This is a genomic window from Streptosporangium sp. NPDC006930 (assembly GCF_040635605.1).
Lineage (GTDB): Bacteria > Actinomycetota > Actinomycetes > Streptosporangiales > Streptosporangiaceae > Streptosporangium.
The window spans coordinates 23,977-48,963 of sequence record NZ_JBEYID010000009.1 but is presented as its reverse complement, the minus strand read 5'-3'; the positions used below and the strand labels follow the sequence as shown (position 1 = coordinate 48,963).

Annotated in this window: 18 protein-coding genes, 1 tRNA gene and 2 pseudogenes; 10 read left to right on the top strand and 11 right to left on the bottom strand. The window is 67.9% G+C overall.

The features are described 5' to 3' along the window. Positions 1 to 58: 58 nt before the first annotated feature. On the top strand, positions 59 to 262 hold the full coding sequence (locus tag ABZ664_RS17575) for a hypothetical protein (RefSeq protein WP_362510176.1): 204 nt from the start codon (positions 59 to 61) through the stop codon (positions 260 to 262). On the opposite strand, the gene ABZ664_RS17570 is transcribed toward ABZ664_RS17575, so the two are convergent. From ABZ664_RS17570 to ABZ664_RS17545, 6 genes are all read right to left on the bottom strand, one after another. Further along, positions 246 to 863: a hypothetical protein gene (locus ABZ664_RS17570; RefSeq protein ID WP_362510172.1), complete on the bottom strand. Its 618-nt coding sequence runs from the start codon at positions 861 to 863 to the stop codon at positions 246 to 248. The two genes, ABZ664_RS17575 and ABZ664_RS17570, sit on opposite strands and share 17 nt — an antisense overlap. Before the next feature lie 2 nt (positions 864 to 865). Further along, the gene (locus ABZ664_RS17565; protein ID WP_362510169.1) at positions 866 to 1,438 is read right to left on the bottom strand and encodes an RNA polymerase sigma factor; all 573 of its coding nucleotides are present in this window, start codon (positions 1,436 to 1,438) and stop codon (positions 866 to 868) included. Positions 1,439 to 1,806: 368 nt separating this feature from the next. Further along, entirely contained in the window at positions 1,807 to 3,297 is a 1,491-nt protein-coding gene (locus ABZ664_RS17560) for an NAD(P)/FAD-dependent oxidoreductase (RefSeq protein ID WP_362510166.1), read from the bottom strand. Between the two features lie 147 nt (positions 3,298 to 3,444). Next, positions 3,445 to 4,227 carry an amino acid ABC transporter ATP-binding protein gene (locus ABZ664_RS17555; protein ID WP_362510163.1) on the bottom strand — a complete coding sequence of 261 codons (783 nt, stop codon included), beginning with the start codon at positions 4,225 to 4,227 and terminating at the stop codon, positions 3,445 to 3,447. A 6-nt stretch (positions 4,228 to 4,233) separates the two neighbouring features. After that, positions 4,234 to 5,163, bottom strand: coding sequence for an amino acid ABC transporter permease (locus ABZ664_RS17550; RefSeq protein ID WP_362510161.1), 930 nt, complete (start codon positions 5,161 to 5,163; stop codon positions 4,234 to 4,236). Beyond that, entirely contained in the window at positions 5,160 to 6,026 is an 867-nt protein-coding gene (locus ABZ664_RS17545) for a transporter substrate-binding domain-containing protein (RefSeq protein WP_362510158.1), read from the bottom strand. The genes ABZ664_RS17550 and ABZ664_RS17545 overlap by 4 nt, the downstream gene beginning before the upstream one ends. Before the next feature lie 167 nt (positions 6,027 to 6,193). Between ABZ664_RS17545 and ABZ664_RS17540 the strand changes: the two genes are divergently transcribed. Continuing rightward, entirely contained in the window at positions 6,194 to 7,819 is a 1,626-nt protein-coding gene (locus ABZ664_RS17540) for a helix-turn-helix domain-containing protein (RefSeq protein WP_362510156.1), read from the top strand. 108 nt (positions 7,820 to 7,927) lie between these two features. Here the strand turns inward: ABZ664_RS17540 and ABZ664_RS17535 are convergent, their stop codons facing one another. Next, complete coding sequence (locus tag ABZ664_RS17535; RefSeq protein ID WP_362510153.1) at positions 7,928 to 10,117, bottom strand: transglycosylase domain-containing protein; 2,190 nt, start codon at positions 10,115 to 10,117, stop codon at positions 7,928 to 7,930. Between the two features lie 316 nt (positions 10,118 to 10,433). Here ABZ664_RS17535 and ABZ664_RS17530 point away from each other — a divergent pair, with 316 nt between their 5' ends. Then, positions 10,434 to 13,826, top strand: a complete 3,393-nt coding sequence (locus tag ABZ664_RS17530) for a BTAD domain-containing putative transcriptional regulator (RefSeq protein ID WP_362510150.1) — start codon at positions 10,434 to 10,436, stop codon at positions 13,824 to 13,826. Positions 13,827 to 14,087: 261 nt separating this feature from the next. Here ABZ664_RS17530 and ABZ664_RS17525 read toward each other — a convergent pair whose 3' ends face one another. Further along, a complete protein-coding gene (locus tag ABZ664_RS17525; RefSeq protein WP_362510147.1) occupies positions 14,088 to 14,300 on the bottom strand; it encodes a hypothetical protein in 213 nt (70 codons plus the stop codon). A 1,370-nt stretch (positions 14,301 to 15,670) separates the two neighbouring features. Between ABZ664_RS17525 and fmdA the strand changes: the two genes are divergently transcribed. Both fmdA and ABZ664_RS17515 read left to right on the top strand, forming a co-directional pair. Further along, complete coding sequence (fmdA, locus tag ABZ664_RS17520; RefSeq protein WP_362510144.1) at positions 15,671 to 16,927, top strand: formamidase; 1,257 nt, start codon at positions 15,671 to 15,673, stop codon at positions 16,925 to 16,927. A gap of 265 nt (positions 16,928 to 17,192) precedes the next feature. Further along, positions 17,193 to 17,735 (top strand): annotated as a pseudogene (locus ABZ664_RS17515) (transposase); the annotation flags it as partial. Between the two features lie 62 nt (positions 17,736 to 17,797). Here ABZ664_RS17515 and ABZ664_RS17510 read toward each other — a convergent pair. Continuing rightward, positions 17,798 to 17,984 (bottom strand): annotated as a pseudogene (locus tag ABZ664_RS17510) (IS5/IS1182 family transposase); the annotation flags it as partial. 679 nt (positions 17,985 to 18,663) lie between these two features. On the opposite strand from ABZ664_RS17510, the gene ABZ664_RS17505 reads away from it, so the two are divergent. The 4 genes from ABZ664_RS17505 (at position 18,664) to ABZ664_RS17490 (ending at position 22,639) form a co-directional block, all read left to right on the top strand. After that, a complete protein-coding gene (locus tag ABZ664_RS17505) occupies positions 18,664 to 19,890 on the top strand; it encodes a hypothetical protein (RefSeq protein WP_362510141.1) in 1,227 nt (408 codons plus the stop codon). A 159-nt stretch (positions 19,891 to 20,049) separates the two neighbouring features. Next, a complete protein-coding gene (locus tag ABZ664_RS17500) occupies positions 20,050 to 21,312 on the top strand; it encodes a hypothetical protein (RefSeq protein WP_362510139.1) in 1,263 nt (420 codons plus the stop codon). Between the two features lie 291 nt (positions 21,313 to 21,603). Continuing rightward, a complete protein-coding gene (locus tag ABZ664_RS17495; protein ID WP_362510136.1) occupies positions 21,604 to 21,837 on the top strand; it encodes a hypothetical protein in 234 nt (77 codons plus the stop codon). 205 nt (positions 21,838 to 22,042) lie between these two features. Then, positions 22,043 to 22,639, top strand: coding sequence for a hypothetical protein (locus ABZ664_RS17490; RefSeq protein WP_362510133.1), 597 nt, complete (start codon positions 22,043 to 22,045; stop codon positions 22,637 to 22,639). Between the two features lie 295 nt (positions 22,640 to 22,934). Here ABZ664_RS17490 and ABZ664_RS17485 read toward each other — a convergent pair whose 3' ends face one another. After that, on the bottom strand, positions 22,935 to 23,921 hold the full coding sequence (locus ABZ664_RS17485) for an NAD(P)-dependent oxidoreductase (protein WP_362510130.1): 987 nt from the start codon (positions 23,919 to 23,921) through the stop codon (positions 22,935 to 22,937). Positions 23,922 to 24,096: 175 nt separating this feature from the next. Between ABZ664_RS17485 and ABZ664_RS17480 the strand changes: the two genes are divergently transcribed. Next, entirely contained in the window at positions 24,097 to 24,534 is a 438-nt protein-coding gene (locus ABZ664_RS17480; RefSeq protein WP_362510127.1) for a MarR family transcriptional regulator, read from the top strand. A gap of 359 nt (positions 24,535 to 24,893) precedes the next feature. Here ABZ664_RS17480 and ABZ664_RS17475 read toward each other — a convergent pair. Continuing rightward, positions 24,894 to 24,970, bottom strand: a tRNA-Thr gene (locus tag ABZ664_RS17475). Positions 24,971 to 24,987 lie beyond the last annotated feature (17 nt).

Here is a 24,987-nt window from a genome sequence, read left to right as displayed (position 1 = left end):
GCGCCGCACGGCCGAAAGCGCCCAAAATCCATCCGGCCGTGCGACAGTCCGTACTCTTGTGGACCTGGTTGAACGTGTTTCGGAGCAGTTTCCCTTATGCGTCGCAAACCTGGAGGACCGCGCCGTCGTAGTGGCCGGCTACCTTGACGGTGGCCTTCTCGGGGGCGAAGCCCCGAACAGCCGCGAGGGGATGCGCGTCGAGATCCGCGTCACCGCCGTCGTCGACTCCGGTCGTCGGCAGGAGGTCAGCGAATCTCCTTGATGGGCGCGCACGGTTTCACCGGGCTGCCCGCCTTGGCGAGCCACATGCCGAGGTGCCAGGGCACCTGTGCGTTCAGGTTGTCGCGGAACTCCATGACGAGCGTCTCGCCCGGTCTGATGTGCTCAGGGGCGATCCGGATCGTCCGTACGGAGGTCACCGTGGCGGCCTGGGACGAACGCGCCGCCTTCGTGGCCGACCGCAGATCCCCCGGTCCGCCGGCGGGCGGCCCGCCGTAGGTCGCGTCCACACCGGTGAACCGGGGAGGCGCGCACAGCATGCCCGGCGCCAGGAACGTCACATCCGCCTTGACGCCGGCAGCGGCCAGCTTCGCCTCCAGCCCGTCGGGGTCGTGGAGTTCGTTGACGGTCACCGTCAGCGTGCCGTCCGGGCTCTCGGCCACCGCGTAGGCGGGGGCGCCGCTCCCGAGGACCAGTGCCGTCGCGACGGCCGTCGCCGCGGCACCGGCCGTGACCAGCAGCCGGGGGGTGGTGACAAGGCGCCGCCGGGAGTGGATCCCACTCATCAGGCGCCGTCGCGCTCCGGCGAGTTCGCTCTCGGTGGCCGCGGGGACGGTCTCCCACATGGTCTTCAGTGCGTCCATCGTCATTCTCCTCGTTCTTCCTGGTTCAGGGCCTGACGGATCTGCATGCGGGCTCGGTTGAGTCGCGAGGCCACGGTCCCCACCGGGATGGCGAGCGCGTCGGCGACCTCCCGGTAGTTCAGTTCGGCCCAGGCGACGAGCAGCAGCACGTCGCGATCGGCCCGTTTGAGCTTCAACAGGGCCTGCGCCAGCGGCCGGTTGACGGCCAGGGTGTTGATCCCGTCCTCTACCTGGACGCCGGGGATCTCCGCCGGATGTACGCCACTGCGGATGTAGGCGCGGTAGAGGTTCTTCTCGGTGCGTCGCCGTTTGCCGATCACATTGGAGGCGATCCCGTAGAGCCACGGGCGGGCGTCGGAGCGGCCCCTGTCGTAATCGCTCCGGCGCTGGAAGGCAGCGAGAAAGGTGTCCGCCACGACGTCTTCCGCCTCGCTGGGTCCCAGTCGCCTGGTCACGTAGCGGTGCAGGAGTGGTGCGTGCCGGTCGAACAGGATGGCGAAGACGTCGGGTTCGTTCAGCGACCTCTCGATGAGGGCCGCGTCATCGACCTCGACGTCTTCGCGGAAGGTTGTCATACATGTCGGCCTTTCCTGGCGTATGCGGTCACCTGTACTTACCGCGCCGGGCCTGAATCCTTCATCGGGCGATCTCCACACCCCGGGCACACGCCTCTCCCACATCCGAGATCTTTGGACGTGGGGGCGATCCATGACCCGCGCACAGCGGCTCTCCCGCCAGAAGACAGCACTTCACCAGGCGAAACGTTCCTCGCGGCGTAACCGGGCGGGGAACCGGTCAGCGGGCTCGGATGGTGTCCCCGACGAGTGTGCGGGGAACGTCGTCCGGGGTGCGTTTGTGTATCGCGACGGCCCGATGGGCCGCGGGGGCCGTTCGGTTCTTCTCACGGCCGGGACGTCGCCCTCTCAGGATCCGGGACAGGCCCTCACGGCACGGAGAGGTGCCGGTTGTCCGGGGAGTCCGACGCGCTGGGGGCGCGGAAGAACCGCGCGGATCGGGCGTGCAGGGTCCGGGTGAGCAACCAGTAGACCGAGGCGCCGTCCGGCCACTGGGTGACCACCCGGCCGCTCGCCGAGCGGAAGTAGTTCGGTGCCTGGGCGAACGAGCTGGCGTCCAGGCGACGCTTCAGCCAGCGGTTCAGCCGCCTGACCGCCTCCGGCCTGACCTCGACCGCGCTGGCACCGCGGCGGCGCATCTCCCGCAGGGAGCGCACCACGAACTTCGCCTGCTGCTCGAAGTTGAACACCGGGGCGTAGTAGTTGGTGTTGGGGCCGTACATCATGAAGAGGTTCGGCATCTCGTCCACCATGATGCCGAGGAACGCCATGGGGTCGTCGCCCCACTTCTCCCTCAGGTCGCGGCCCGCGCGCCCGTGGATCTCCAGGCCGCAGAGGAACTCGGCCGCGCGGAATCCCGTCGCGGTGATCACGACGTCGAGTTCGTGCTCCCGGCCGGTGGCGTCGACCACGCCGGTCTCGGTCACTCGTTCCACGGCGTGTGGAACGAGGGTGACGTCGTCACGCAGCAGGGTCGGGTAGAAGGTGGAGCTGTGGATCGCCCGTTTGCCCAGGTAGGCCGAGGTCGGTGTCAGAGCCGCCCTGAGGTCGGGGTGGTCGGCGAAGACCTCTGCGAGGTAGTCCTGGCAGATCTTGACCGCCCGGGTGTCGACGGTCCCGCCGGGCCGGATGATCCTGCCGCCGAGCCACTTGCGTTCCAGCTGCAGGAACAACCGCCACCGGATGAGTCGCCGCGTCACCGGGTGACGCCGTCGGGCACGTTCCTTCTCGGTGAACGGGAGCGAGACCTTCGGGTCCACCCATGCGGGCTGACGCTGGAACACCGTCAGATGCTTGGCTCGGCCGCCGAGCTCCGCGACGATCTGGGCGGACGTCGAACCGGTGCCGACGACTCCCACCCGGCGTCCGTCGAGCGCCACGTCGGAACGCCACCGCGCCGTGTGGAAGATGTCGCCGGTGAACAGCTCGCGGCCCGGCCAGGCGGGCTCGTTCGGGACGTTCAGGAGTCCGACGGCGGTCACCACGGCCGTGAAACGCAGCACCTCACCGGTGTCGAGGTGCACGGCCCAGCGTTGGCCGTCCTCCTCCCAGACCAGCCGCCGGACGGTGGTGCCGAACCGGAAGTGGGCCCTGAGCCCGAACCGGTCGGCCACGTGCTCAAGGTAGGACTGCAGTTCCGCCTGGCCGGGGTAGGAGCGTGACCAGTCGTACGGGGCGAACGAGAACGAGTACATCGGGGCCGGGGTGTCGACCTCCGCACCGGGGAAACGATTGACGCGCCAGGTGCCGCCCGGTCCGTCCTCGGTCTCGAACACGGTGAACGAGTACCCGTGCCGCTTCAGCTGGTGGGCCGCCGCGAGTCCGGCGAAACCGCCACCGATCACGGCCACAGAGGGCATGGCTCCGCCCGTCGATGGCATGACTGCCTCTCTCTGTCGAGCTCGTGCCGGGGCACGATGATGTCTGTCGGGCTCGTGCCGGGGCACGATGATGCTGTCGAGCTCGTGCCGGGGCACGACGATGTGCGGCGCTCGCGGGCGCCGAGGCTAGAGGACCTTGCTGAGGAAGTCGCGGGTGCTCGGATGCTCGGCCTCGCCGGACAGCCGGCTGGACGGGCCTTCCTCGACGATGCGGCCGTCCTCCATGAACACGAACCGGTCGCAGACCTCGCGGGCGAACCCGATCTCGTGGGTGACGATGATGGTGGTCATCCCGTCGAGCACAAGCTCGCGGATGACCTGCAGCACCTCGTTGACCATCTCTGGATCGAGCGCCGAGGTCGGCTCGTCGAAGAGCAGCACCTGTGGCTTCATCGCGAGGGCACGGGCGATCGCGACGCGTTGCTGCTGGCCGCCGGAGAGCTGGGCCGGGTAGGCGTCGGCCTTCTCGGCCAGACCGACCCTGGCGAGCAGTTCGCGCGCCTCACGACGCGCGTCCCCGCCCGGACGCCGTAGCACCCGGGTGGGCGCTTCGATGACGTTCTCCAGCACGGTCTTGTGCGAGAACAGGTTGAACTGCTGGAACACCATGCCGAGGCGTCGGCGCTGCCTCGCCTCCCGCCGCGCCGACAGCCGGTGGATCTTGCCGCCGCGTTCCTCGTAGCCGAGCAGCTCACCGTCGAGCATGATCACCCCCGAGTCGGTGCGTTCAAGCAGGTTGAGGCAGCGCAGGAAGGTGCTCTTGCCACTGCCGGAGCGTCCGAGCAGGCAGACCGTCTCCCCTTGGTGGACGTCCAGCGACACGTCGTGCAGGACCGTGTGCCGGCCGAAGGACTTGCGGACGTTCAGTGCGCTGATCAGCGGCGTCGTCATGACCTGGCTCTCACTCATCCCGGTTCACCCGGTGCGGCGCGTCGTGGCGGTGCTGCGGCCGAGCGTGCGCTCCAGGTGGTACTGGGCGACCGACAGCAGGCTGACGAGGATCATGTACCAGATGGTCGCCACCATGAGCAGCGGGACGACCTCGAACGTACGGTTGTAGATCTGCTGGACGCTGTAGAGCAGGTCCGAGACCGAGATGAAGGCGACGAGGGAGGTGGCCTTCAGCAGGTTGATGAGGTCGTTGCTCACCGGCGGCACCGCGATCTTCATCGCCTGGGGGAAGACGATGCGCCGGAACGTGTCCAGCGGGGTCATGCCCAGCGCGAGCGCCGCCTCGCGCTGCCCCTGGGGGACCGCGAGCAGCGACGACCGAATGATCTCCGAGGTGTAGGCGGCCTGCTGAAGGCCGAAGGCCAGCACGGCCGACCAGTAGGCGGTCATGAGGTTGCGCGTGTCCAGCGCGAACAGGTCGCCGCCGAAGGGGTTGGGGAGGCTGAACGTCGGATAGATCAACGAGACGTTGAACCACAGGATGAGCAGGACCAGCAGCGGGATGGACCGGAAGAACCAGACGTACGTCCCGCTGACGGCGCGCAGGACCGGGTTCGCCGAGAGCCGCATGTTCGCGATGACCACCGACACCACGAGGGCGAGCCCCATCGACAGTGCGGTCAGCGTGATGGTGTTGACCAGGCCGTTCATGACCTGCTCGGAGAAGAAGTAGTCGGCCACCGTGCCCCACTCGAAGGCGGGGTTGCGGGCGACGCTGATCGCGAGGCCGGCGACGGCGGCCACCATCAGTACCGCGAAGGTCAGCCGGCCGAGGTGAAGCGGACGTCCGTGGGGAAGCCGTGAGATCGATTCCATCCGGCGACGCCAGTCCTCCGGCGTCCCGTCCTTTCCCGCCTGTTCCGAGGGGAACCCGGCCGTGCTGACCTCACTCATGCGTGCGGCTCTGGGTTGATCACGGAACTCTTGATCGACATGTTCTCGGTACCGTACTTGGCGAGGATCTTGGCGTAGGTACCGTTCTTGATCAGCGCTTCGGTGGCCTGCTGCAGCTTGGCCGCCATGCCGTCGCCCTTCATCGAGGCGAACCCGATGTCGATCGCCTGATAGATCGGTCCGGTGATCTTCCACACGCCGGGTTCGGTACGCGTCTGGTAGCCCAGGCCGCTGGAGGTCGCCGTGGAGGCGTCGGTCCTGCCGCTCTTGACGGCGAGGTCGGCGGTCGCCTGGTCGGCGAAGGTCTGCACGTCGACGGGCTTCTTCCCGGCGGCCTCGCACTTCTTGGACTGGTCTTTGAGTGTCGACACCGGGCTCGAACCCGCGGTCACCGCGACGGAGACGCCGCACAGGTCGTCGAGTGAGTCGCCGATGGTGATGCCGTCGGCCTTGACACGGAAGCCGTAGCTCTCGATGAGGGTGGTGGCGAAGTCGAACTTCTTCAGCCGTTCGGCCGTGACGTCGGCGCCGGGCACCCAGGCGTAGGCGCCGCGCTGCAGGCCCAGGAGCGAGTTCTCGAACGACGCCTGCTCGTTCTTGACGGTCACCCCCATCTCCTCGCCGAGCGCGGTGGACAGGTCGGGCAGTAGCCCGGCGAGTTTGCCGCCGTCGTCGAGGAAGCTGTACGGCGGGACACCGACCTGCTGAGGGATGACGTAGACCTGCGACTCGGAGGTACCGGAGGCAGGAGCGGAGGCGGACACGGATTCCGTCGAGGAACCGCCGCACGCCGAGAGGACGGTGGTGCCGAGCACGCCTACGGCGACAACGCCGAGAGCGCGTCGGATGCGAACCAACGCCATGTTGGTCCTCCTGGTTTCTGGGGGTTTCGGTCGGTCGACCGTTGGGGGTGCTGTCACCCTAAAACGCCGAACTGTTCACAAGCTTTGTGGGGATGTATATATTTTTGTCCTGTTTGATAGATAGTTGGCCAAGTAGATAACATCCATGTCACAGAGTGCGGAGTCCTGTGAAATCTGCGTATCCGCGCTGGTCATCCACCCTGGCCGAACTCCTCGACGTCGTGCGCGACCCCTTCGTGTCGGTGGTCCACGCACCCGGCGGCCTGGACGTCCCCATCGGCGGCTGCGTCACCCTCGACGTGTCCGACGGAATGCCCCCGCCCGATGACCACGAGATGGACGGCGCCGTCGTCCTGCTCCTCGGCGTCCGCGGCCCTGACGCGGTCGCGGCGGCCGCCGATCTCGCCCGCCACCGGCCCGGAGCGCTCGTCGTGAAGCTCAAGGACGCCGACCCGCGGTCGCTGCGCGAACTCCCGGTCCCGGTCATCGGGATCACCGACCGGACGCCGTGGTGGCGTCTGGTCACCGTGGTCGAACGCTTCGTCCAGGAATCCGATGGATACGAGCGGCTCGCACGAAGGACCGGTCCCGCGCTCGGCGAGCACAACGACCTCTTCGGACTGGCCAAGGCGCTCGGCATGATGACCGGCACGTTGATCTCCATCGAAGACGTGCAGGGACGGGTGCTCGCCTTCTCCCCCTACAGCGACCAGGCCGACGACATCCGGCGTCTCACCATCCTCGGGCGCGAACCCCCGGCGGAACACATGGCGGAACTGCAGGCCATGCGGGTCTACGACCGGCTACGGCGCCCTCGTGCCACGGTGACGCTGAACGAGAAGGACGGATTCCGGCGCAGGCTCGGGGTCGGCATGCACGATCCGCGGTCCGGCGAGTACCTCGGCACCATCTGGATGCAGGAGACGAACCGGCCCTTCTCCCAACAGACCGAGGAGCACCTCGTCGCGGCCTCGATCTTCGCCGCGCGACTCGTCGGCCAGAGCCGTCTCATCCACACCATGGGCACCGAGTTCGTCCAGCGTATGCTCGCCCCCGGCTCCCAACGCGACGAGACCGGGTTCGTGCGGCAGTTGAGCCTCGACGCTCCCCAGGAGTTCGCCGTGGTCGCCTTCGAGGCGGTCGGTGACGCCGACGCGCGCCAGTGGCTGTCCTCCACCGAGGCGGTGACGATGCTGACGGTGCACGCCCACTCCGTCCGCGACGAGTCGATGGTCGCCCCGGTCGGGCTCCGCCTGTACGCCGTCCTCCCCGGCCAGGTCGAGGTGGACCGCTACCTGAAGTGGGCCCGCCGCACCCTGGCGGCGTTCGAGCGGCACCGGGGAGCCACCTTCCGTGCGGCGATCGCCTCGTCCCTGTCGGTGCCGACCGTGGCCGCGGCCCGCGCGGAGGCCGACCGCGTGTGCGAGACCGTCGCTCATACCCCCGACCGACCGGTGATCAGTCTCGACGGCCAGCGCACGGCGGTGCTGCTGTCGGAGGCGCTCACGACTCTGGGAGAGACGGATCTGCTGGCCGACGACCGGTTCCGCCGCCTGGTCAAATACGACCGGAGCCACGGCAGCAGCCTCATCGACACCGTCGCCGCCTACCTCGGCGCACTCGGCGACGTGGGCGCCACGGCGCGTTCACTGCTCGTGCACCCCAACACCGTTCGCTATCGCGTGGCACGGCTGGAACAGGTGGGCGGCTACCGCCTCGACGACCCCGACGACAGGGTGGTGCTCGACCTGCAACTGCGCCTGTGGCGCCACGAAGGGTCCGGCGACGCCTGATCGACGCGCTCCCGAGCTGGGCCCGGGACGAAGGGTCCGGCGACGCCTGACCGATGCGCTCCGAGCGGGGTCGGGACGGCCGCCCCGACCCCGCTCGGCCGCCGGCCGTTACTCGCCCTGGCCGATGGGGACCTGCACTTCATCGCCGCCGCCGTCGGGGCCGTCGGCGTTGTTGTCGGGGCCGTCGTTGTTCGACGGAGGCGGCGCGGGCTGGCAGCTCTGGCCGCACCCGCCGAACCGCTCCGTGTTGAGCGGGGTGAAGGACGTCGGATCGACGTTCTTCAGCGCCGCCAGCATCGTTTCCTTCCAGATCGGGCCCGAGATGCTGGCGCCGACGACCGAACCGTAGTAACGGCCGCCGATCGTGACGCCGTTCAGCTTGTACTTCTGCGAGCCGCGCGGGTCACCGATGCTGACCGCGCCGGCCAGGTCCGGGGTGAACCCGGCGAACCACGCGGTGGCGTAGCTGTCGGTGGTGCCGGTCTTGCCCGCCGCGTCGCGGCCGATGCCGCCGACGGCTCGCATCGTGCCCTTGGTGAACACGCCGGACAGCACGTGGGCCGCCGCGTCGGCGACCTCGGGGTCGAGGGCCTGGCGGCACTTGGGCTTGTAGTCGGTGACCTTGCCGTTCCTGTCGGTGATCCGGGTGATCGCCATCGGCGCGCAGTACTTGCCGCGCGCGCCGATCGCGGCGTACGCGTTGGCCACGGTCACCGGGTCCATCTCGTTGGTGCCGAGCGTGAACGTCGAGTACTCAAGGAGCTTGAGACCGTCGGAGCGGTGGATGCCCAGCGACTTCGCGGTCTTGATCGTCTCGCAGAGCCCGACGCGCTGCTCCAACTCCATGAAGAACGTGTTCACCGAACTCCAGGTGCCGGTCTGCAGGGTCTTCCAGCCGGGGGCGCCCTCGTCGTTGGTGACGGTGTGGTTCGGGTCGCCGATGTTCTCGCCCTTGCAGTTCTTGAACGCCGAGTAGCCCGAGGCGCGGAAACCGGCACCGGCGCTGAAGCCGTCGTTCACCTTCATGCCCTGCTTCAGTGCGGTGAGCAGCGTGAACGTCTTGAAGGTCGAGCCTGCCTGGAAGCCGACACCGCCGCCGTGCGCGGCGTCCGCGACGACGTTGTAGGACATCTCCTTCTTGTCCTCGTCCCCGCCGTACTTCCTGCTCGCCGCCATGGCCTTGATCGCCCCGGTGCCCGGCTGGACCAACGCCTCGGCCGCCACCGGGTTGTCGGAGGCGAAGACCCACTTCCTGATCGCCCTGTCCGCCGCCGCCTGCATGGACGGGTCGAGCGTGGTCCTGATCGTCAGGCCACCGCGGTTGAGGAACTGCCCTCTGGTCTTGGCCGTCTTGCCGAAGTCGGGGTTGTTCAGGATTTCCTGACGGACGTAGATGCAGAAGTACGGGTACTTGCTGGACTCGCAACCGCCGGGAAGCTTCGTCCCCTTGTAACCGAGCTTCGCCTTCTTCGCCTTGTTCGCCTCTTCCGGGGTGATCTTGCCCAGCTCGGCCATCCGGTCGAGCACGACGTTGCGCCGGTGCAGCAACCGGTCGCGATACTTCTTGCCCAGGTTGGGGTCGGTGGCGTTGGGGTCCTGCACGGCGCCGGCCAGCGCCGCCGCCTGCGGCAGGGTGAGCTTCGCGGCCGTGACGCCGAAGAACCGGTCCGCCGCCGCCTCCACGCCGTAGGCGCCCGCGCCGAAGTAGGCGATGTTCAGATACTTCTCCAGGATCTCGTCCTTGGAGTACTTCTCCTCCACGGCCATCGCGTAGCGCAGTTCGTTGAGCTTGCGCGCGTAGCTGGCCTCCAGCGCCTTGTCCTTCTCCTCGTCGGTGGCCGCGGAGTTGAGCAGGACCTGCTTGACGTACTGCTGGGTGATGCTGGAGCCGCCCTGGCTCACCCCGCCCGCGTGCAGGTTCTTGGCGAACGCGCGGATCGTGCCCTCAAGGTCGATCGCACCGTGCTGGTAGAAGCGGTAGTCCTCGATCGAGATGATCGCCGTCTTCATGATCTCGGCGACCTGGTCGATCTTGACGACCTTGCGGTACTCCTCGTAGAACCGCGCGATCTCGTTGCCCTTGACGTCCTGCACGACCGTGACCTCCGCCGGCGGAGGTTCCTTGAGATCCTCAGGCCTGAGGTTCAGCTCGTTGGTCGCCGACACGATGCCGAGGCCCGCGCCTCCCACCGCCGGTAGTGCGATCCCCGCGACCAGCAGACCCGCCGCCGCCGCGATGGCGGCGAGACGCCCGACACTGGACGCGACCCCTGACTGTCCTTCACCCCGTTCAGACATAAGCCATAGATTATGGGATTTTCCAGGTGCTCCTCGCCGTAATCCGCGATACCCGACCGCCCTCGCGGCAGTCGTTCCCGGTCACCGTGGCGGGAGATGCCCGGTCATCCGGGCACGGTTTTCCGCTGGGTTCGCACCACAACCGCAGTGCCGAGGTGCGCGAGGTGCTGTTTCACACATCAGGATGAGCTGTACACGGATGGTGGTAAATGCCATGATCACGCCTCATGGACACCGACGCCCTCCGAGAGACGATCGGGGCCGTCGAACCCGAAGGCCGGCCACCACGTGAAGCCAGGAAGCGGGGTGGCCATTGATGGAGTTCCAGGTGCTGGGACCGCTTCAGGTGACCCACGCCGGCCAGGAGGTCTTCGTCGGTGCCGCGTACAAGCCCCGGCTCGTGCTCGCCGTCCTCCTCGCCCGCGGAGCCGGGCAGACGGTCTCGGTCGACCAGCTCGTCACCACCGTCTGGAACGACAGTCCTCCGGCCTCCGCACGACGCAACATCCAGCTGTACGTGCATCGGCTGCGGAGCGTGCTCGGCAACGACCGCATCATCCGGCAGCCGGGCGGATACACGATCGTCACCGGCGACGGCCTGGACTCCACCCGCTTCCGTAGGCTCGCCGCCGAGGGGAGCCGGACACTTGACGCCGACCCCGCGAGGGCCGGCCGCATCCTGCGCGACGCCATCGACCTGTGGCGAGGTCCGGCGTTCGCCGAGTTCGGCGACTGCGAACCGATCTCCGAGGAGGCGGCGCAGCTGGAACAACTCCGGCTCGTCACCCACGAGCGGTGGGCGGAGGCGGAACTCGCCCTGGGCAGGCACGGCGAACTGATCGGCGAACTGACCCGGCTCGCGCTGGCGCACCCGTACCACGAGGGGTTGCGCGCCCACCTCATGGTCGCGCTGAACCGCAGCGGTCGCCAGGCCGAGGCACTGGAGGTCTTCCAGCAGACACGCGCCCTGCTCCACGAGCAGCTCGGTGTGGAACCGGGCCCCGCGCTCCAGCGGCTGCACCAGGACATCCTTCGCGGTGACGACCGGCCCCCCGCACCCGAGCGCGCCGCGCCCGCGACGACGGCCACGGCGTCGGACGCCACCCGTACGACACCGCCGGTGCCCAGGGAACTGCCCACGAACATCCCCGGCTTCATCGGGCGTGAGGACGCGTTCGAGGCTCTGGACAGGATGCTGCCCGGTGGCGCCACCGACCCGATCACCATCTCGGCCATCACCGGGATGGGAGGCGTCGGCAAGACCGCGCTCGCGGTGCGGTGGGCGCACCGGGTGGCCGACAGGTTCCCCGACGGGCAGCTCTACCTCAACCTGCGGGGGTATTCGCCCGGAGCCCCGGTACACCCCGCGGACGCGCTCGCCGGTTTCCTCCGGGCGCTGGGCGTCTCGCCGGGACAGGTTCCCGTCGAGGCGACGGAGGCCGCCGCGCGCTACCGCTCGCTCATGGCGGGACGGCGGATCCTCATCCTGCTGGACAACGCGAGCTCGGCGGAACAGGTCCGGCCCCTGGTGCCGGGCAACGCCGGTTGCGCGGTGCTCGTCACCAGCCGCGACCGGCTCACCGGGCTGGTCGTCCGCGAGGGCGCCCAGCGCATCACCCTCGACACGCTCGCCCCTGCCGAGACCGAAGCCCTGTTCGGCCACCTTCTCGGCGCGAACCGCGTACGGGCCGAACCCGAGGCCGTCGCCAGGCTGGGAGAGGTGTGCGCCCACCTGCCCCTCGCGCTGCGCATAGCGGCGGCGCGCCTGCTGGACCGCCCGAACTTCCCGATCGGGGACTACGTCACGGAACTCGGCACCGGCAGTCCGGTGAACGCGCTCACGATCGACGGCGACGAGGAGACCGCCGTCCGCGCCACCTTCGACCTGTCGTACCGGCTCCTGCCCGAGCACGTGCGACGGATCTTCCGGCGGCTCGGGCCGGTCGCGTCCCCCGACTTCACCCCGGCCGCGGCGGCGGCCCTCGCGGACGTCTCCGAGCAGGAGGCGGCGGCGGCGCTGGATCGGCTCACCGACGTCCACCTGGTCGACCAGCACGGCCCCGGCCGCTTCACCGTGCACGACCTGCTCCGCCGATACGCCGACGACCTCTCGTCCGCCGAGGACGGCGAGGAGGAACGGACGAAGGCGACGGGCAGGCTGTTCGAGTGGTACCTGTCAATGGCCGGCGACGCCGCGAAGGTGCTCTACCCGGACATGCTCCAGCTCCCCGCGCCCGACGGGATCGTGACACGGACCGCGGCCGTCGACACCCCCGCCACCATGCGAACGGCGACCGTCGGCGACCCTGCCGCGGCACAGGCGGCCATCGACGACCCGGCCGCGGCACGAACGGCGACCGTCGACACCCCCGCCACCCCACGGAAGCCGGCCATCGACAACCCCGCCGCCGCCATGGCGTGGTTGAGCGCCGAACACCACAACGTGGTCGCGGCGATCGATCACGCGGTCCGGCACGGTCCCAGACCCATGGCCTGGCTCCTGGCAGACAGGCTTCGCGGCTACCACAACTTCTCCAGACGCATGGTCGACTGGCTCGCCACCGGCCGTGCCGCACTCGCCGCGGCCCACGCGGAACGGGACCGGCGGGCGATGGCGTCCGCGTTCCTGAACCTCGCCCACGCCTACCACTGCCTCGCCCGCTACAACCGTTCGATCGCCTACCTGAACAGGGCGGTCGCCCTCAGCCACGAGACGGGATGGACGCAGGGCGAGGCGAGCGCCCTGAGCAATCTGAGCACCACGTTCATGTTCGTCGGCCTCCCCGACGAAGCCACCCGCCCTCTGTCCAGAGCGCTCGAACTCCACGACCGTCTCGGCTCCGAGCAGACACGCGCCAAGATCCTGAACAACCTCGCGAACGCCTGCAGACAGTCCGGCCGGCTCCGCGAAGGGCTCGACCACGCCGTCCAGGCGTTGACGCTGATCCGCGAGACCTCGGCGCCGAGAGCCGAAGCGGTCGCGATGACCACCATCGGCGAACTCCACCACCAACTCGGCCACCTCGCCGCCTCCGCCGACCACCTCACCACCGCCCTCGCCCGTCACCGGGAACTCGGCGACCGATACCTCGAGGCCGACACGCTGGCGTGGCTCGCCCTGGTACGCCGTGACTCCGGCCGGCTGGAGCAGGCCCACGACACCGCCGAGGCCGCGCTGGGGATAGCGGTGGACATCGGCGACCGATTCACCGAGGTCCAGGCGATGAACACGCTCGCCTCCATCCGTGACCACTCCGGGAACCCCGAGGAGGCCCTGCGTCTCCACCGGACCGCGCTGGGCATCGCCAGGGAGATCAACGCCCGCCACCTCGTGGGCGAGGCGCTCCTCGCGCTGGGCATCACCCACCACCGCTCGGGCGACCACACAGCCGCCGCCGACCTCGCCGAGCAGGCGCTGGAACTTGTCGGCGAACCTCATTTCCGCGTCGTCGAAGGACGGGCGCTCACTGTGCTCGCCTACGCCTGCCACCGGCGGGGACTCCTGACGGAAGCCGAGAAGTACGGCCGTCGAGCCCTGGACAACCACCGGGCGACCGGGCACCGGATGGGCGAGGCCCAGACCTGGGTCGTACTCTCCGCGATCTCGCATGACAACGGCGACACGACCACCGCGGAAACCCAGGAACGCCTCGCCACGGAGCTTTACGCGGAGATCGGGGCCCCCTTCTCGCGGGAGTTGACCGGCTGATCCCGGCGTTCCCGCGCCTCGGGCCCTTCCTCTACTCCGAACCGTCCCCGCGCCTCGGGCCGTCCCCGCCCTCCGGGTCGTTCCCCTGCCCCGGGCCCCTCCCGTACCCCGGACCTTCTCCATACCCTGGGTTTTTCCCGTGCCCTGGGCCGTTCCCGCACCCTGGAGCGGAGAATGCGCGTCCTCGACGTCGGCGAACGCGGCGAAACCGCGCAGCCGACGTCCTTCCCCGGAGGACGGCAGGCTCTCCACTGGTTCGGATCAGGGACAGATGCCGTAGAGGTAGCAGTCGTCCATGGCCGGACCAGACCGGTTCTCGGCGATGACGGGCCTGAACCAGTCGTACGGCTCGGGATATTCGAGGGGAGGAACCTCGGCGGCCGCACTGTGAGCGGACAAACCGACAACCGCGGTGGACAGTGACGTGGCCAATACGGTCAGCATCGCGAGCGTCGCCCAGCGCTTACGCAACATGATGAGTGTCTCCTTGCTCGACGCGCCGCCAGGCCCCGCTAGCGAAACGCTGCGCCAGAGTATGGAGCACATGTATATCGGCTGTATATCACCTGCTCAGCGGCGGTTTTCCGGGAAGCGGAACCTTGGCGAGACCCCCCGCGCCCATGGTTCCCGACCATCCCGACTTTCCTGGCAGCGCCTCGACCCCGTTTTCCGGCCAGGACTTCGAAGCCGGAACCCGGAGCCGGAAACAGTCCGGCGAGAACGGCTTCGACCTGCGGGCCGACGACGAGGACGCGCGATGCGCGGCTGCTATACCGCCGCTATACCGGGTCACCGCAGAATCCTTCACAGCACCACGGCGTCGGCTCGGATCTCCCGCAGGGCTCGGACCGGCGCCCTCGTGCCGGCCCGGTTCCGCCGCGGGACCCGGACCGGCCACCGTCGTGCCGGCTCGGATCTCCCGCAGGACCCGGGCCGGCATCGGAGAGACAGTCTGGTTTGCAACGGGGCCGCGAACCAGCTGCGATCCACCGCGTACCTTCGGGTTCGAACGGGAAAGCGGTGGATCGGCTGAGCGGACAAAGAAACAGATGGCTCGGACTCTCGAAGAAGTCCCTGGTCCCGTCGTTTTGACGGGACCAGGGACTTCTCTCCGTGTGGCGAGAGCCGATCGGACGGTTCGGCGCGCGGCTTGGAGCACATCGGGCCGACTATCGCTTGGCTCAAGGCCGGCACGACGGATGTCGGGCGGCCGGAGTCAGCGCCGGTGCCGGGCTACCGGGGAACCTCGCAGGTAGCCGGCCACCCGCTCCAGGAGGGGCGGTCGGCAAACAGAAATATATTTATGCGTTTATCGCAAGGGAACATATCCTCGCACTTTTGCCCGGAGACCAAGGTATCTACCTTACTGTGCGGGCAAGTTGACGGAAGCGAGATGGATTGCATTCCATTCACGCGTTAAATTGCGAATACATCCGACTCTGAGACTGTTTTCCCAGGTCACAGCGACAGAGAGGGATGCACGACCGAAGAGGACCGGTTCGAAGCCGCTCGAAGGGCGCACGCTATGACGGTATATGCCTATCGGTGCCCTTACTGCTCCGAAATTGAGGTCACTTTTCCGATCGGAACGGCATCCGCCGCGGTGCGGTGCCCAGACTGCGGCGCGGTCTCGCTTCGGATGTTCTCGGCGCCGATGCTGGCGCGCTCCCCGGACGCCGTGTCCACCCTGTTGCAGCGCGCGGAGCGCAGCGCCCACGAGCCCGAAGTCGTCACGTCCCTGCCGCGGCGCCGCACCGGACGCGCGGTGACCGCCCATCCCGCTACCAGCCGCCTGCCGCGGCCGTGACCGTCTCTGTCTCACAGCGCCGAAAGGAATCCGAACCGTGCCGGAGCTGATTTTCCCGCTCGACTCATCCAGAAGGTTCACCGACCAGGCCAAGATCGGTCACAACCGCTGGCACCCCGAGATCCCGCCTGTGGCACGGGTAAAGCCCGGCGACAGCTTCCGGGTCCACTGTCGGGAGTGGTTCGACGGTGCGATCCACAACGACGACTCCGCCGAGGACATCCGCGATGCCCCGATGACGACGGTGCACGCGCTCAGCGGCCCGTTCGCGGTCGAGGGGGCCGAGCCGGGTGACCTGCTGGTCGTGGACATCCTCGACCTGGGGCCCATCTCCCAGGAGGACAGCGGCCCGCTGGCCGGTCAAGGCTGGGGTTACACCGGGATCTTCCCCACCAAGAACGGCGGTGGGTTCCTCACCGAGCAGTTCCCCGACGCCTACAAGGCGGTCTGGGACTTCTCCGGTCAGATCGCCACATCACGCCATATCCCGGCGGTGTCGTTCACCGGCATCACCCACCCCGGACTCATGGGCACCGCGCCGTCAGCGGCGCTGCTGTCGAAGTGGAACACGCGAGAGTCGGCGCTGAGGGCCACAGACCCGGAGAGAGTGCCGCCGCTGGCCCTGCCTCCCGAGCCTCAGGACGCCATCCTCGGCTCTGTCTCCTCCTCCGAGTTCGACCGAATCGCAGCCGAGGCGGCCCGCACCGCGCCACCGCGAGAAAACGGCGGCAACCAGGACATCAAAAACCTCACCCGGGGATCCCGCGTGTTCTACCCGGTGTACGTATCCGGTGCGAACCTGTCGGTCGGCGACCTGCACTTCTCGCAGGGCGACGGCGAGATCACCTTTTGCGGTGCCATCGAGATGGGCGGCTTCATCGACCTGCGGGTCGACGTCATCAAAGAGGGCATGCGGACGTACCGCGTCGACGAGAACGCCATCTTCATGCCGGGCCGCACCGCCCCCCAGTACAGCGAGTGGCTCGCCTTCTCCGGGGTGTCCGTCACCCTGGACGGCGAGCAGCGCTATCTCGACTCGCAGCTGGCCTACCAGCGGGCCTGCCTGCACGCGATCGACTACCTGACGGCGTTCGGCTACAGCCCCGAACAGGCATACCTGTTGCTCGGCGCCGCGCCGATCGAGGGCCGGCTGTCGGGGGTGGTGGACATTCCCAACTCCTGCGCCACCGTCTACCTGCCAACCGCGATCTTCGACTTCGACATCCGCCCCGGCGCGTCCGGCCCGTTCCGCGTACCCCAGGGCACCAGCGCACCACACGCCGCCTTCGGCTGACCTCTCAGAGAGCGTTTGGCTGATAAGTAGGGTGTTTTGTGCTTGTTTCTGCAAGCAGCGGAAAGTACAGGGAGTGAAACGTCTGGGAAAGTCGGTACCCATAGTGACATCTGGTGTGGATGCGACAGTGATCTACGGCTTTTCTCCCGTCTGGTTTAAAGATGATCCGTCGTGGGTTTTTTGTGGCTGGCGGTGGCGCTGTAGTTCGTTGTCGTGACCTGCAAGTCTCTGGGCTCGACGATCTGGTCGGCGATAGACCACTGCCATGGCTGGACCTCCCCCTTGTCCCAGCGATCTGCCCGATGCCCGCCGACAGCTGATCGAACCCGTCCTGACCGCCTGGCGCGCCCGCCGCCAGGTACGCCAGGCCGAAGGACGCAACCCCGAAGCATCGGCGTGCGTGATCGACGCGCAAAGCGTCAAGACCTCCACCAACGTCCCTGCCACCGGCCAGGGCACAGACGCGGCCAAGAAGATCGTCGGCCGCAAACGCAGCATCGCCACCGACACGCTCGGCTTACTGCTCGCCGTCCTGGTCACCGCCACCGACGTGCAGGACTCGGTCGCCGGCACACCCCTGCTCAACCAACTCGCCACCGGCCAGAGCCTGGATCGATGGCGGCCACCGCACGCACTTCATCGACCATGCCGCCACCCTCGGCATCGATGCCCAGGTCGTGCCCCAAGACCCCGCCACTCGCGGATTCATCGTCCTGCCTCGCCGGTGGGTCGTCGAGCGCACCTTCGGCCGCTCACGCACCACCGCCGCCTGGCCCGCGACTACGAGACACTGCCCACCGCTTCCGAGGCCGTGCAGACCGGAAAGCTTGCCCTGGCGGTCGCGGTGGAGCAGATCGGTGATCACCTGCCGAATCCGGCTGCGACCTCGGCGAACGTCTCCCCCCCTGCGCAGGTGGACCAGGACTGGCATGGCCCGCTGTCCGGGGTTGAGCCGGCGCCAGAGCGACCCGATCGCTTTGCGCCGCCGGCGTATCAGCCCAGCCACGTAGTTCAGCGTCGAACGCGACAAACCCACGGCGGCGCGCTGGAAAAGCACTCGAAGCTCTTGGTTCCGACGGCCTGGTTGTGGTGATCAACCCGTCTACCAGGAGCTTTCCACATTCGTCAGGCAAACACCGAGTCCGCGGCCACTCCGTGATCAGCCAGACCGTCACAGGGGGATGAAAAACGTTCAGTGCGCAGCTGAAGAGTCGGCGGATACTGCGGAAGTCACGCTGCCGTCCAAAAGAGCAGGCCGGCCGATCAAGCAATTCACGTCCCGCAGATCCATGAAGCAGGCTGAAAAGCGCTCAGTACGCGACCCAAAACACCCTCACGAAACATCGAGGCCAGTGGGCCAGGTCTACCTGCCGGTAACGGCTTTCTTATACGCCGGGCTGCCCAGGGGCGCCCTAAATCGATGATCATCGCTTTTCCGCCATGTCCAAAAGCGGACAACTAATGACATGTGCTATTGGCTGGAATTATGACGGTCTGTAAATCCATACCCGCAGGTCAAGTCACAGTTAGCGCTATCACTTCCCCGTGGACACAAAGCCGGAAAACCAGCATGAGGCCGATGCTTTACCAGTCTCAATAACAAGAGTCAAGTCATTGATTAACCACTTAATGCATGGAATACCGGATGCATCCGAACAAGCGAGTCACAGAGGAGCATTCCGGTGGAAATCCCCCCAACCACCACAAGATCCCCACGATCCCCTCGTCGTCTGGCAGTGGCGCTCAGCGCCGCCCTCGTCCTTGTCGGGATGAGCGCCGGGCAGGCCGTCGCGGCCCCCGCCCCCGCCCCCGTCAAGGACACCACCACCCGGCCCATCGAGCCGGCCGGCGCGATCCCGGGCGGTTTCGCCTCCTGGAAGGACCTGCTGGCCACCCAGGAGAAACTGGTCAAGGCCGCCGACCGCGTCACCGCCGCGGTCAAGGCTCAGGGCGGTGCCGGGTTCGCCGGCATCGTGGCCGCGCCGGAGAACCATGAGCTCCGCGTTTACTGGAAGGGGAACACCCCCAAGTCCGTCCGCGACCTGTTGGGCCAGGTGCGCCAAGAGGTGCCCGTCAGCGTCCTGTCCGCCGCCTACTCGGCCCGCGAGCTGGAGCGGGAAATGAACCGCCTGATCCGCACGTCCGGTGACGCGATCACGGCGATCGCGCCGAACGTCGACGGCTCGGGCCTCACGGTATCGGGCGCCGACCACGGCCTCACCCGCTCGAAGGTCGCCGACTCGGCGGTGCCGGTCACCGTGGAGGCCGGCGTCAAGCCGACGCTGACCACCCGCTGGGACGACTCCCCGCCCTGGTGGGGCGGCGCGGCCTGGCGTAACGCCAGTACCGGCGGCGGCTGCTCGACGGGCTTCGCCGTCACCTACGGCGGGACGAGCAGGATGCTGTCCGCGGGCCACTGCGGCAACGCCGGTCAGACGGCCACCGACCCGACCGGCCAGGTGATCGGCTCGATCTCGCCGGACAACGACGGCCTTGACGTGCTGCTGATCAACGGCACCTCCGCGGGCCGGGTCTTCAACAACAACCCCGGCTCCACCTCGCCGGAGTTCAGCAACCCGGTCATCGGCACCTCCAGTTCCTACGTGGGCCTGTGGGTGTGCACCTCCGGCGCGTACTCGGGCACCAACTGCAGCATCCAGGTGCAGCAGGTCAATGTCACGATCAATGTGGGCTACCTGATCACGGGCACGGTGCGGGCCGAGCAGTCGGCGCGCACCAACGCGGTCGGCCAGGGCGACAGCGGCGGCTCGGTGGAGGTCATCAATTCGGCCAACACCTCCCAGGTGTACGCGGCGGGCGTCAACACCGCGATCGACAGCAGCACCGCGGTGTCCTGCACCGGCTACGTGACCAGCGGCCGCGTCTGCGCCTGGCGGATGTACTACTCGCCGTGGAGCAACGCGACCGCCGCGTTCCCCGGTATCGCCATCGTCCTCGGATGATCGACGAGATCTGATTCGAGCGATCAGGGGCCGGTGCGCAGGCGCCGGTCCCTGATCGTCGCCCGCACGCGGCCGGCCAGGCCCCAGCCGACGTGGACGAAGTACTGATCGGCCGTCGCTTGCCGGAAGTGCCGAGGACGTCGCTTAGGAGAATCCAAAGTGCACATCCCCCTGAGAACCCGCAGGTCAACTCGATTCCGTTACCTGGCCACGGCGGTCGGCGTCATGATCGCCGTCGCCGGGATGGGCACCGCCCAGGCCGCCGGCGCACCGGACCCGGCCAAGCCCTGGACCACGGGATCCGTGGAGCACACCGGACCGGTGCCGGGTGGCTACGCCTCGTGGAAGGACCTGCTGCTCGATCAGCAGAAGATGGTCAAGGCCGCCGACCGGATCACCGCCGCACTGGCGGGCGACGGCGACGGCTACGCGGGCGTCGTCGCGGCGCCGGAGAACCGCGAACTGCGCGTGTACTGGAAGGGCAAGCCCGCCAAGGCGATCAACGACCTCGTGGGCCGGTTGCGGCGCGACGTGGCGATCAGCGTGCTGCCGGCGCGGTACTCGGCGCGTGAGCTGGAGGGCGAGGCGAATCGCCTCATCCGGGCAAACCGCGATCTGATCACCTCCATCGAGCCCCTTCAGGACGGCTCGGGCCTGAAGGCCACCACTGCCTCGGCCGGCGCGACCCGCACGGCGATCTCCGACGCGGCGGTGCCGGTCACCCTTGAGCACGGTGTGCAACCCAAGGTCGCCAGCCGCTGGAACGACAGCCCGCCGTGGTGGGGCGGTTCGGTGTGGGGCACTCCGTCACCCGCCTGCACGACCGGTTTCGCGGTGACCTACCAGGGCGTCCCCAAGATGCTGACCTCGGCGCACTGCGCGTCGGTCGGCCAGACCGCTGCGGACCCCACCGGCCAGGTCATCGGCACCGTCACGCACAGCAACTCCTCCCGTGACGTGCTCCTCATCGACACCAATGCCGGGGGCCGAGTCTTCAACAACCCCGTCAACAGCGTCGCCACGGAGTTCAGCAGCAGCGTGGTCGGCACCACCAGTTCGATCGTCGGCCAGTTCGTCTGCACCTCCGGCGGCTTCTCCGGCACCAACTGCACCATCAAGATCACTGCGGTCAACGTCACGATCAACGTGGGCTGGCTGATCCAGGGCACCGTCCGCGCCGAGCAGCAGGCGTTCACCAACGCGGCCGGCGGCGGCGACAGCGGCGGCCCGGTCGAGGTCACCAACCCGGCCAACACCAACCAGGTTTACGCCGTCGGCACCATCACCGCCACCGACTACGGCACCCAGGTCCCCTGCACCGGCTACCGGCCCACCGGCCGCGTCTGCACCTGGCGCATCTACTACTCCCCGTGGAGCAACGCGACCACGGCGTTCCCCGGCATCGCCATCATCCCTGGATGACCGACCTGACACCTTTCTGAGTCGAGTGATCGGGACCGGGGCCAAGGCTCCGGTCCCCTTTGTCCTTCCACCCGAACGCTTCCGTTTCATCGACTCCCGCAGGGAGGACCTCATCCGGCCGGCAACATATTCACGGAATACAGCAACCCGGCGACCGGCACTCAGAATTCCTACGTCGGCCTTTTCGTCTGCACCTCTGGCGCCTATTCCGGGACCAACTGCAACGTCCGGGTCATCACGGTGGGTGTGACCCTCAATGTTCCGAGCGTCCCTGGAGGATTTCTCTCCGGCATGATCCGGGCCGAGCAGCGGGCGTTCACCAACGCGATCAGCGAGGGCGACAGCGGCGGCCCGGTCGAGGTCGTGAACCCCAGCGACAACACCCAGGTGTACGCCGCCGATGTGACCTCCGCCTACGACAACGGCACCTCCGTACCCGTGCACCGGTTATGTGAACGCCGGCCGTACCTGCGCCTGGCGCATGTACCACTCCCCGTGGAGCAACGTGATCGCGGCCTTCCCTGAAATGACCATCGTCACCGGACGATCGGCGGACTTGGGTGTGACATGCAATGACCGAAAGGGGTCGGCGCTCAGCGCCGACCCATTTTTCGCGCCATGAGCCGATCGTTTCCCGGAAACGGGGGTCATTTTTTCAATCCCGGTTCGAACGCATCCCGTCCACTTTTCGTTCTACTGTTTGTCGGACAATATGATCGGAGGCGTCCTCATGAGTGCAAGGAATCACATCCGCACCACGGCCACCGTCCTGGGCGCGGCCCTCTGCCTGGCCACCACCATGGCGGCATGCGCGGCCCCCGGCGACGACACGGCCGCGACCCCCGAAGGCCCCACGCCCTCCGTTCCCCACCCCGCCGCCGTGAGTTCCACACCCACGGGCCAGGCCGAGGCGCCCTTCCTGGCCGACCGCGTCAGCGAGTACCTACGCCAGACCTACCCCGACCAGTACGCCGGGATAACCGTCGACGGCTCCAAGCTGATCGTCTACCGCGTCCCGTCCTCCACCCTGGACAGCGCTCTGCGCAGCAGGTTCCCCGCCGCCCCCGTCGAACTCCGCGACGCTGCCCACTCCGCTCGCCGCCTGGAGGCCCTGGCCCAGCGCATCACCGACGACATCGACTACTGGACCCGCAGGGGGGTCCCCATCACCACGGTGGCCGCCCGCTTCGACGGCGCCGCCGTAGAGATAGGCACCACCGACCTCCAAAAGGCAACCGCCGAACTCCCCGAACGCTACGGCCCCGTCCCCCTGCGATTCATCGAAGCCTCCCCCACCCTCCTTCTCCCCACGACGACCCCAACCTAGCCTCGGACTTTCACCTGGAAAGTTCGCGCAAGTCGATTCAACGTAAGGATCCCCCGCGATCCAAGATCCATAGAGCAGGCGACCCCGAGACGATGGCATACCCGTGGACTGGCGCCGGTTCGCGAACCGATCGGTGCGTCCATCACGGCACAACCCGCCGATCTGGGTGTCGAGTTCGTCACCGTCGAGATCGGCCGGAATACGACGCAGTGTGCGCTCGCCGGGCGGCTGATGTCGTCCGGTGACTCGGCGCCATGACCGGCGAGGGCTTCTACACCTACTGACGTCGCCCGGCTCAGGAGAAGCTCATCGCAGCCAGGCCCTTCTCCAGGGTCACGTCGGGCGAGTAGCCCAGCTCCGTCCTCGCGGCGGTGATGTCGTAGGAACGGTCCCGGCCGGTGAAGCTCACGAGCCAGTTCGTCAGCGGGGGCGCCGACTTCCGGCGGAGCAGGCGGGCCGTGCGGTCCATCATCGCCGCCAGGGGCGCCGCCATCGCCAGCGGGACGCTGCGACCCTTGGACAGATCCACGCCGCGGGTCGCCAGCAGGGGAGTGAGAAAGTCGCGAATGGGCATCGGCGTGCCGTCCGTCACGTAGTAGACGCCCTTGTGGCAGCCCCGCGTGAGCGCCAGGAGCACGGCGCCGACCAGGTTGCCGACGTGCACGAAGTCGACGATGTGCGTGCCGTGATCGATCCAGGCGAACCGTCCGGCCTCGGCCACCTCGGCCATTTCGGTGATCGTCGTCATTCCGCGACCCCAGATGAACGGCGGGCGGAGCACCACCAGCTCGGTGCTTCCGCTGCGGGCTTCCAGGAGCACGCGCTCGGTGGCCAGCTTGACGCGGCTGTAGGCGATGTTCGGCCGGCCTTCCGGCGTCGACTCGTCCACGACAGGAAGACGCTGGCTGCCCGTGGAGACGGACGCGGCACTGATGAGCACGAAGCGTCGTACCCCGGCCGCGACGCTCGCGGCGTGCAGGGCGACCGTCGGCACGTGGTTGGCCCGTTCGAAGAGCGAGTCGGGCCCCCAGAACTCCATGTGCGCCGCGACGTGCACGACCGCGTCGACCTCTCGCAGCGTGGCGAGCCAGCTCGGTGCCGGGGAGCCGACCTCGCGGAGGTCGGCGAGATCGCCACGTACGGGATCGGCACCGGCCGCGCGTACGCGCTGAAAGCTCGCATCCGATCTGGCGAGTGCCGTGACCTCGCGGTCTTCGGCGACGAGGCGATGGACGAGAGTGCTGCCGACGAAACCGCTGCCGCCAGTGACGAAAACCTTCACGTTTCCACTCCTTGTGGTTGAGCGCGCACCCCTCGTGCGCACCCGGTTCCGGTGCTGCTCGGCGCGCGACCCCGGCCGCTCCTCATAGATGCATCGTAATCGAATAGTTTGATGCCAATGCATCTACGTCTATGTAACCTCCCGTACGATGGATGCGTCAAGTGGGAGGTGGGCGATGCCGCACGCGAGGAAGGGCGTCACCGCAGCACAGGTCGCCGACGAGTTCAGTCGCACGGCGAAGGTTCTCGTCCGTCACTTCAACGAGCGCCTGGGCGAGCACGGGGTGTCGACGCCGAGGTCCCGCCTGGTGGTGGAGGTGGCACGCTCACAGCCCGTCCGGCTCACCGAGCTCGCTCTCGCGGTCGGCATCGCCCAAGGGACCGCCTCCACCCTGGTCGACGCGCTGGTCCGCGACGGACTGCTCGAACGCCAGACCAGCGCCAACGACCGCCGGTCCGTGCTCCTTCGGGCGACGGCACAGGGGGCCGCCCTGGCCGAGGACTGGACGGCCGGCTATGAACGGGCGGCGGAAGAGCTGTTCGAGCCGCTCACCTCCCAGCAGATGACGACACTGGTCGACATCTTGCGGACTCTCAGCGCCGCCGGAGACTGACGGACGAAGCCGAGGCCCGGCGCCACGCCAACCGTCCCTTCGTCATTTGGCTATGAGTCGGTCGCGGAGTTTGTCATAGTCCTATCGTCCCGTGCTCCCTACAGTCGATTTCGCAGGCGTTCGACTACACGAGTGACGGGGATATGGTGCGCGCCTGGGCGAGAAGCTCATCGACGAAGGCAGGGCCGCATCGGGGCATGCCGAGGACGAGTCCGGGCATTGGCCGGTGATCGTGGCCGGTGGCGGCCCCGTCTGCGCGGTGGTCGCGCTCGAACCAGGACGGCTGACCTCGTTGCTGTATTTCACTGCTGCACGGCATGCAAAAGGCCCTCCCTGATCATCCGGGAGGGCCTTTGAGCTGGAGCCGCCTTGGGGAATCGAACCCCAGACCCCTTCATTACGAGTGAAGTGCTCTGGCCGACTGAGCTAAGGCGGCGTGCCGTGTTCACCACG

What these genes read in the sequence shown, in the direction of transcription:
- ABZ664_RS17570 (WP_362510172.1), bottom strand. Translation starts at nt 863, where the DNA reads ATGGACGCACTGAAGACCATGTGGGAGACCGTCCCCGCGGCCACCGAG.
- ABZ664_RS17565 (WP_362510169.1), bottom strand. Translation starts at nt 1,438, where the DNA reads ATGACAACCTTCCGCGAAGACGTCGAGGTCGATGACGCGGCCCTCATC.
- ABZ664_RS17560 (WP_362510166.1), bottom strand. Translation starts at nt 3,297, where the DNA reads ATGCCCTCTGTGGCCGTGATCGGTGGCGGTTTCGCCGGACTCGCGGCG.
- ABZ664_RS17555 (WP_362510163.1), bottom strand. Translation starts at nt 4,227, where the DNA reads ATGAGTGAGAGCCAGGTCATGACGACGCCGCTGATCAGCGCACTGAAC.
- ABZ664_RS17550 (WP_362510161.1), bottom strand. Translation starts at nt 5,163, where the DNA reads ATGAGTGAGGTCAGCACGGCCGGGTTCCCCTCGGAACAGGCGGGAAAG.
- ABZ664_RS17545 (WP_362510158.1), bottom strand. Translation starts at nt 6,026, where the DNA reads ATGGCGTTGGTTCGCATCCGACGCGCTCTCGGCGTTGTCGCCGTAGGC.
- ABZ664_RS17535 (WP_362510153.1), bottom strand. Translation starts at nt 10,117, where the DNA reads ATGTCTGAACGGGGTGAAGGACAGTCAGGGGTCGCGTCCAGTGTCGGG.
- ABZ664_RS17530 (WP_362510150.1), top strand. Translation starts at nt 10,434, where the DNA reads ATGGAGTTCCAGGTGCTGGGACCGCTTCAGGTGACCCACGCCGGCCAG.
- ABZ664_RS17525 (WP_362510147.1), bottom strand. Translation starts at nt 14,300, where the DNA reads ATGTTGCGTAAGCGCTGGGCGACGCTCGCGATGCTGACCGTATTGGCC.
- ABZ664_RS17495 (WP_362510136.1), top strand. Translation starts at nt 21,604, where the DNA reads ATGATCCGGGCCGAGCAGCGGGCGTTCACCAACGCGATCAGCGAGGGC.
- ABZ664_RS17490 (WP_362510133.1), top strand. Translation starts at nt 22,043, where the DNA reads ATGAGTGCAAGGAATCACATCCGCACCACGGCCACCGTCCTGGGCGCG.
- ABZ664_RS17480 (WP_362510127.1), top strand. Translation starts at nt 24,097, where the DNA reads ATGCCGCACGCGAGGAAGGGCGTCACCGCAGCACAGGTCGCCGACGAG.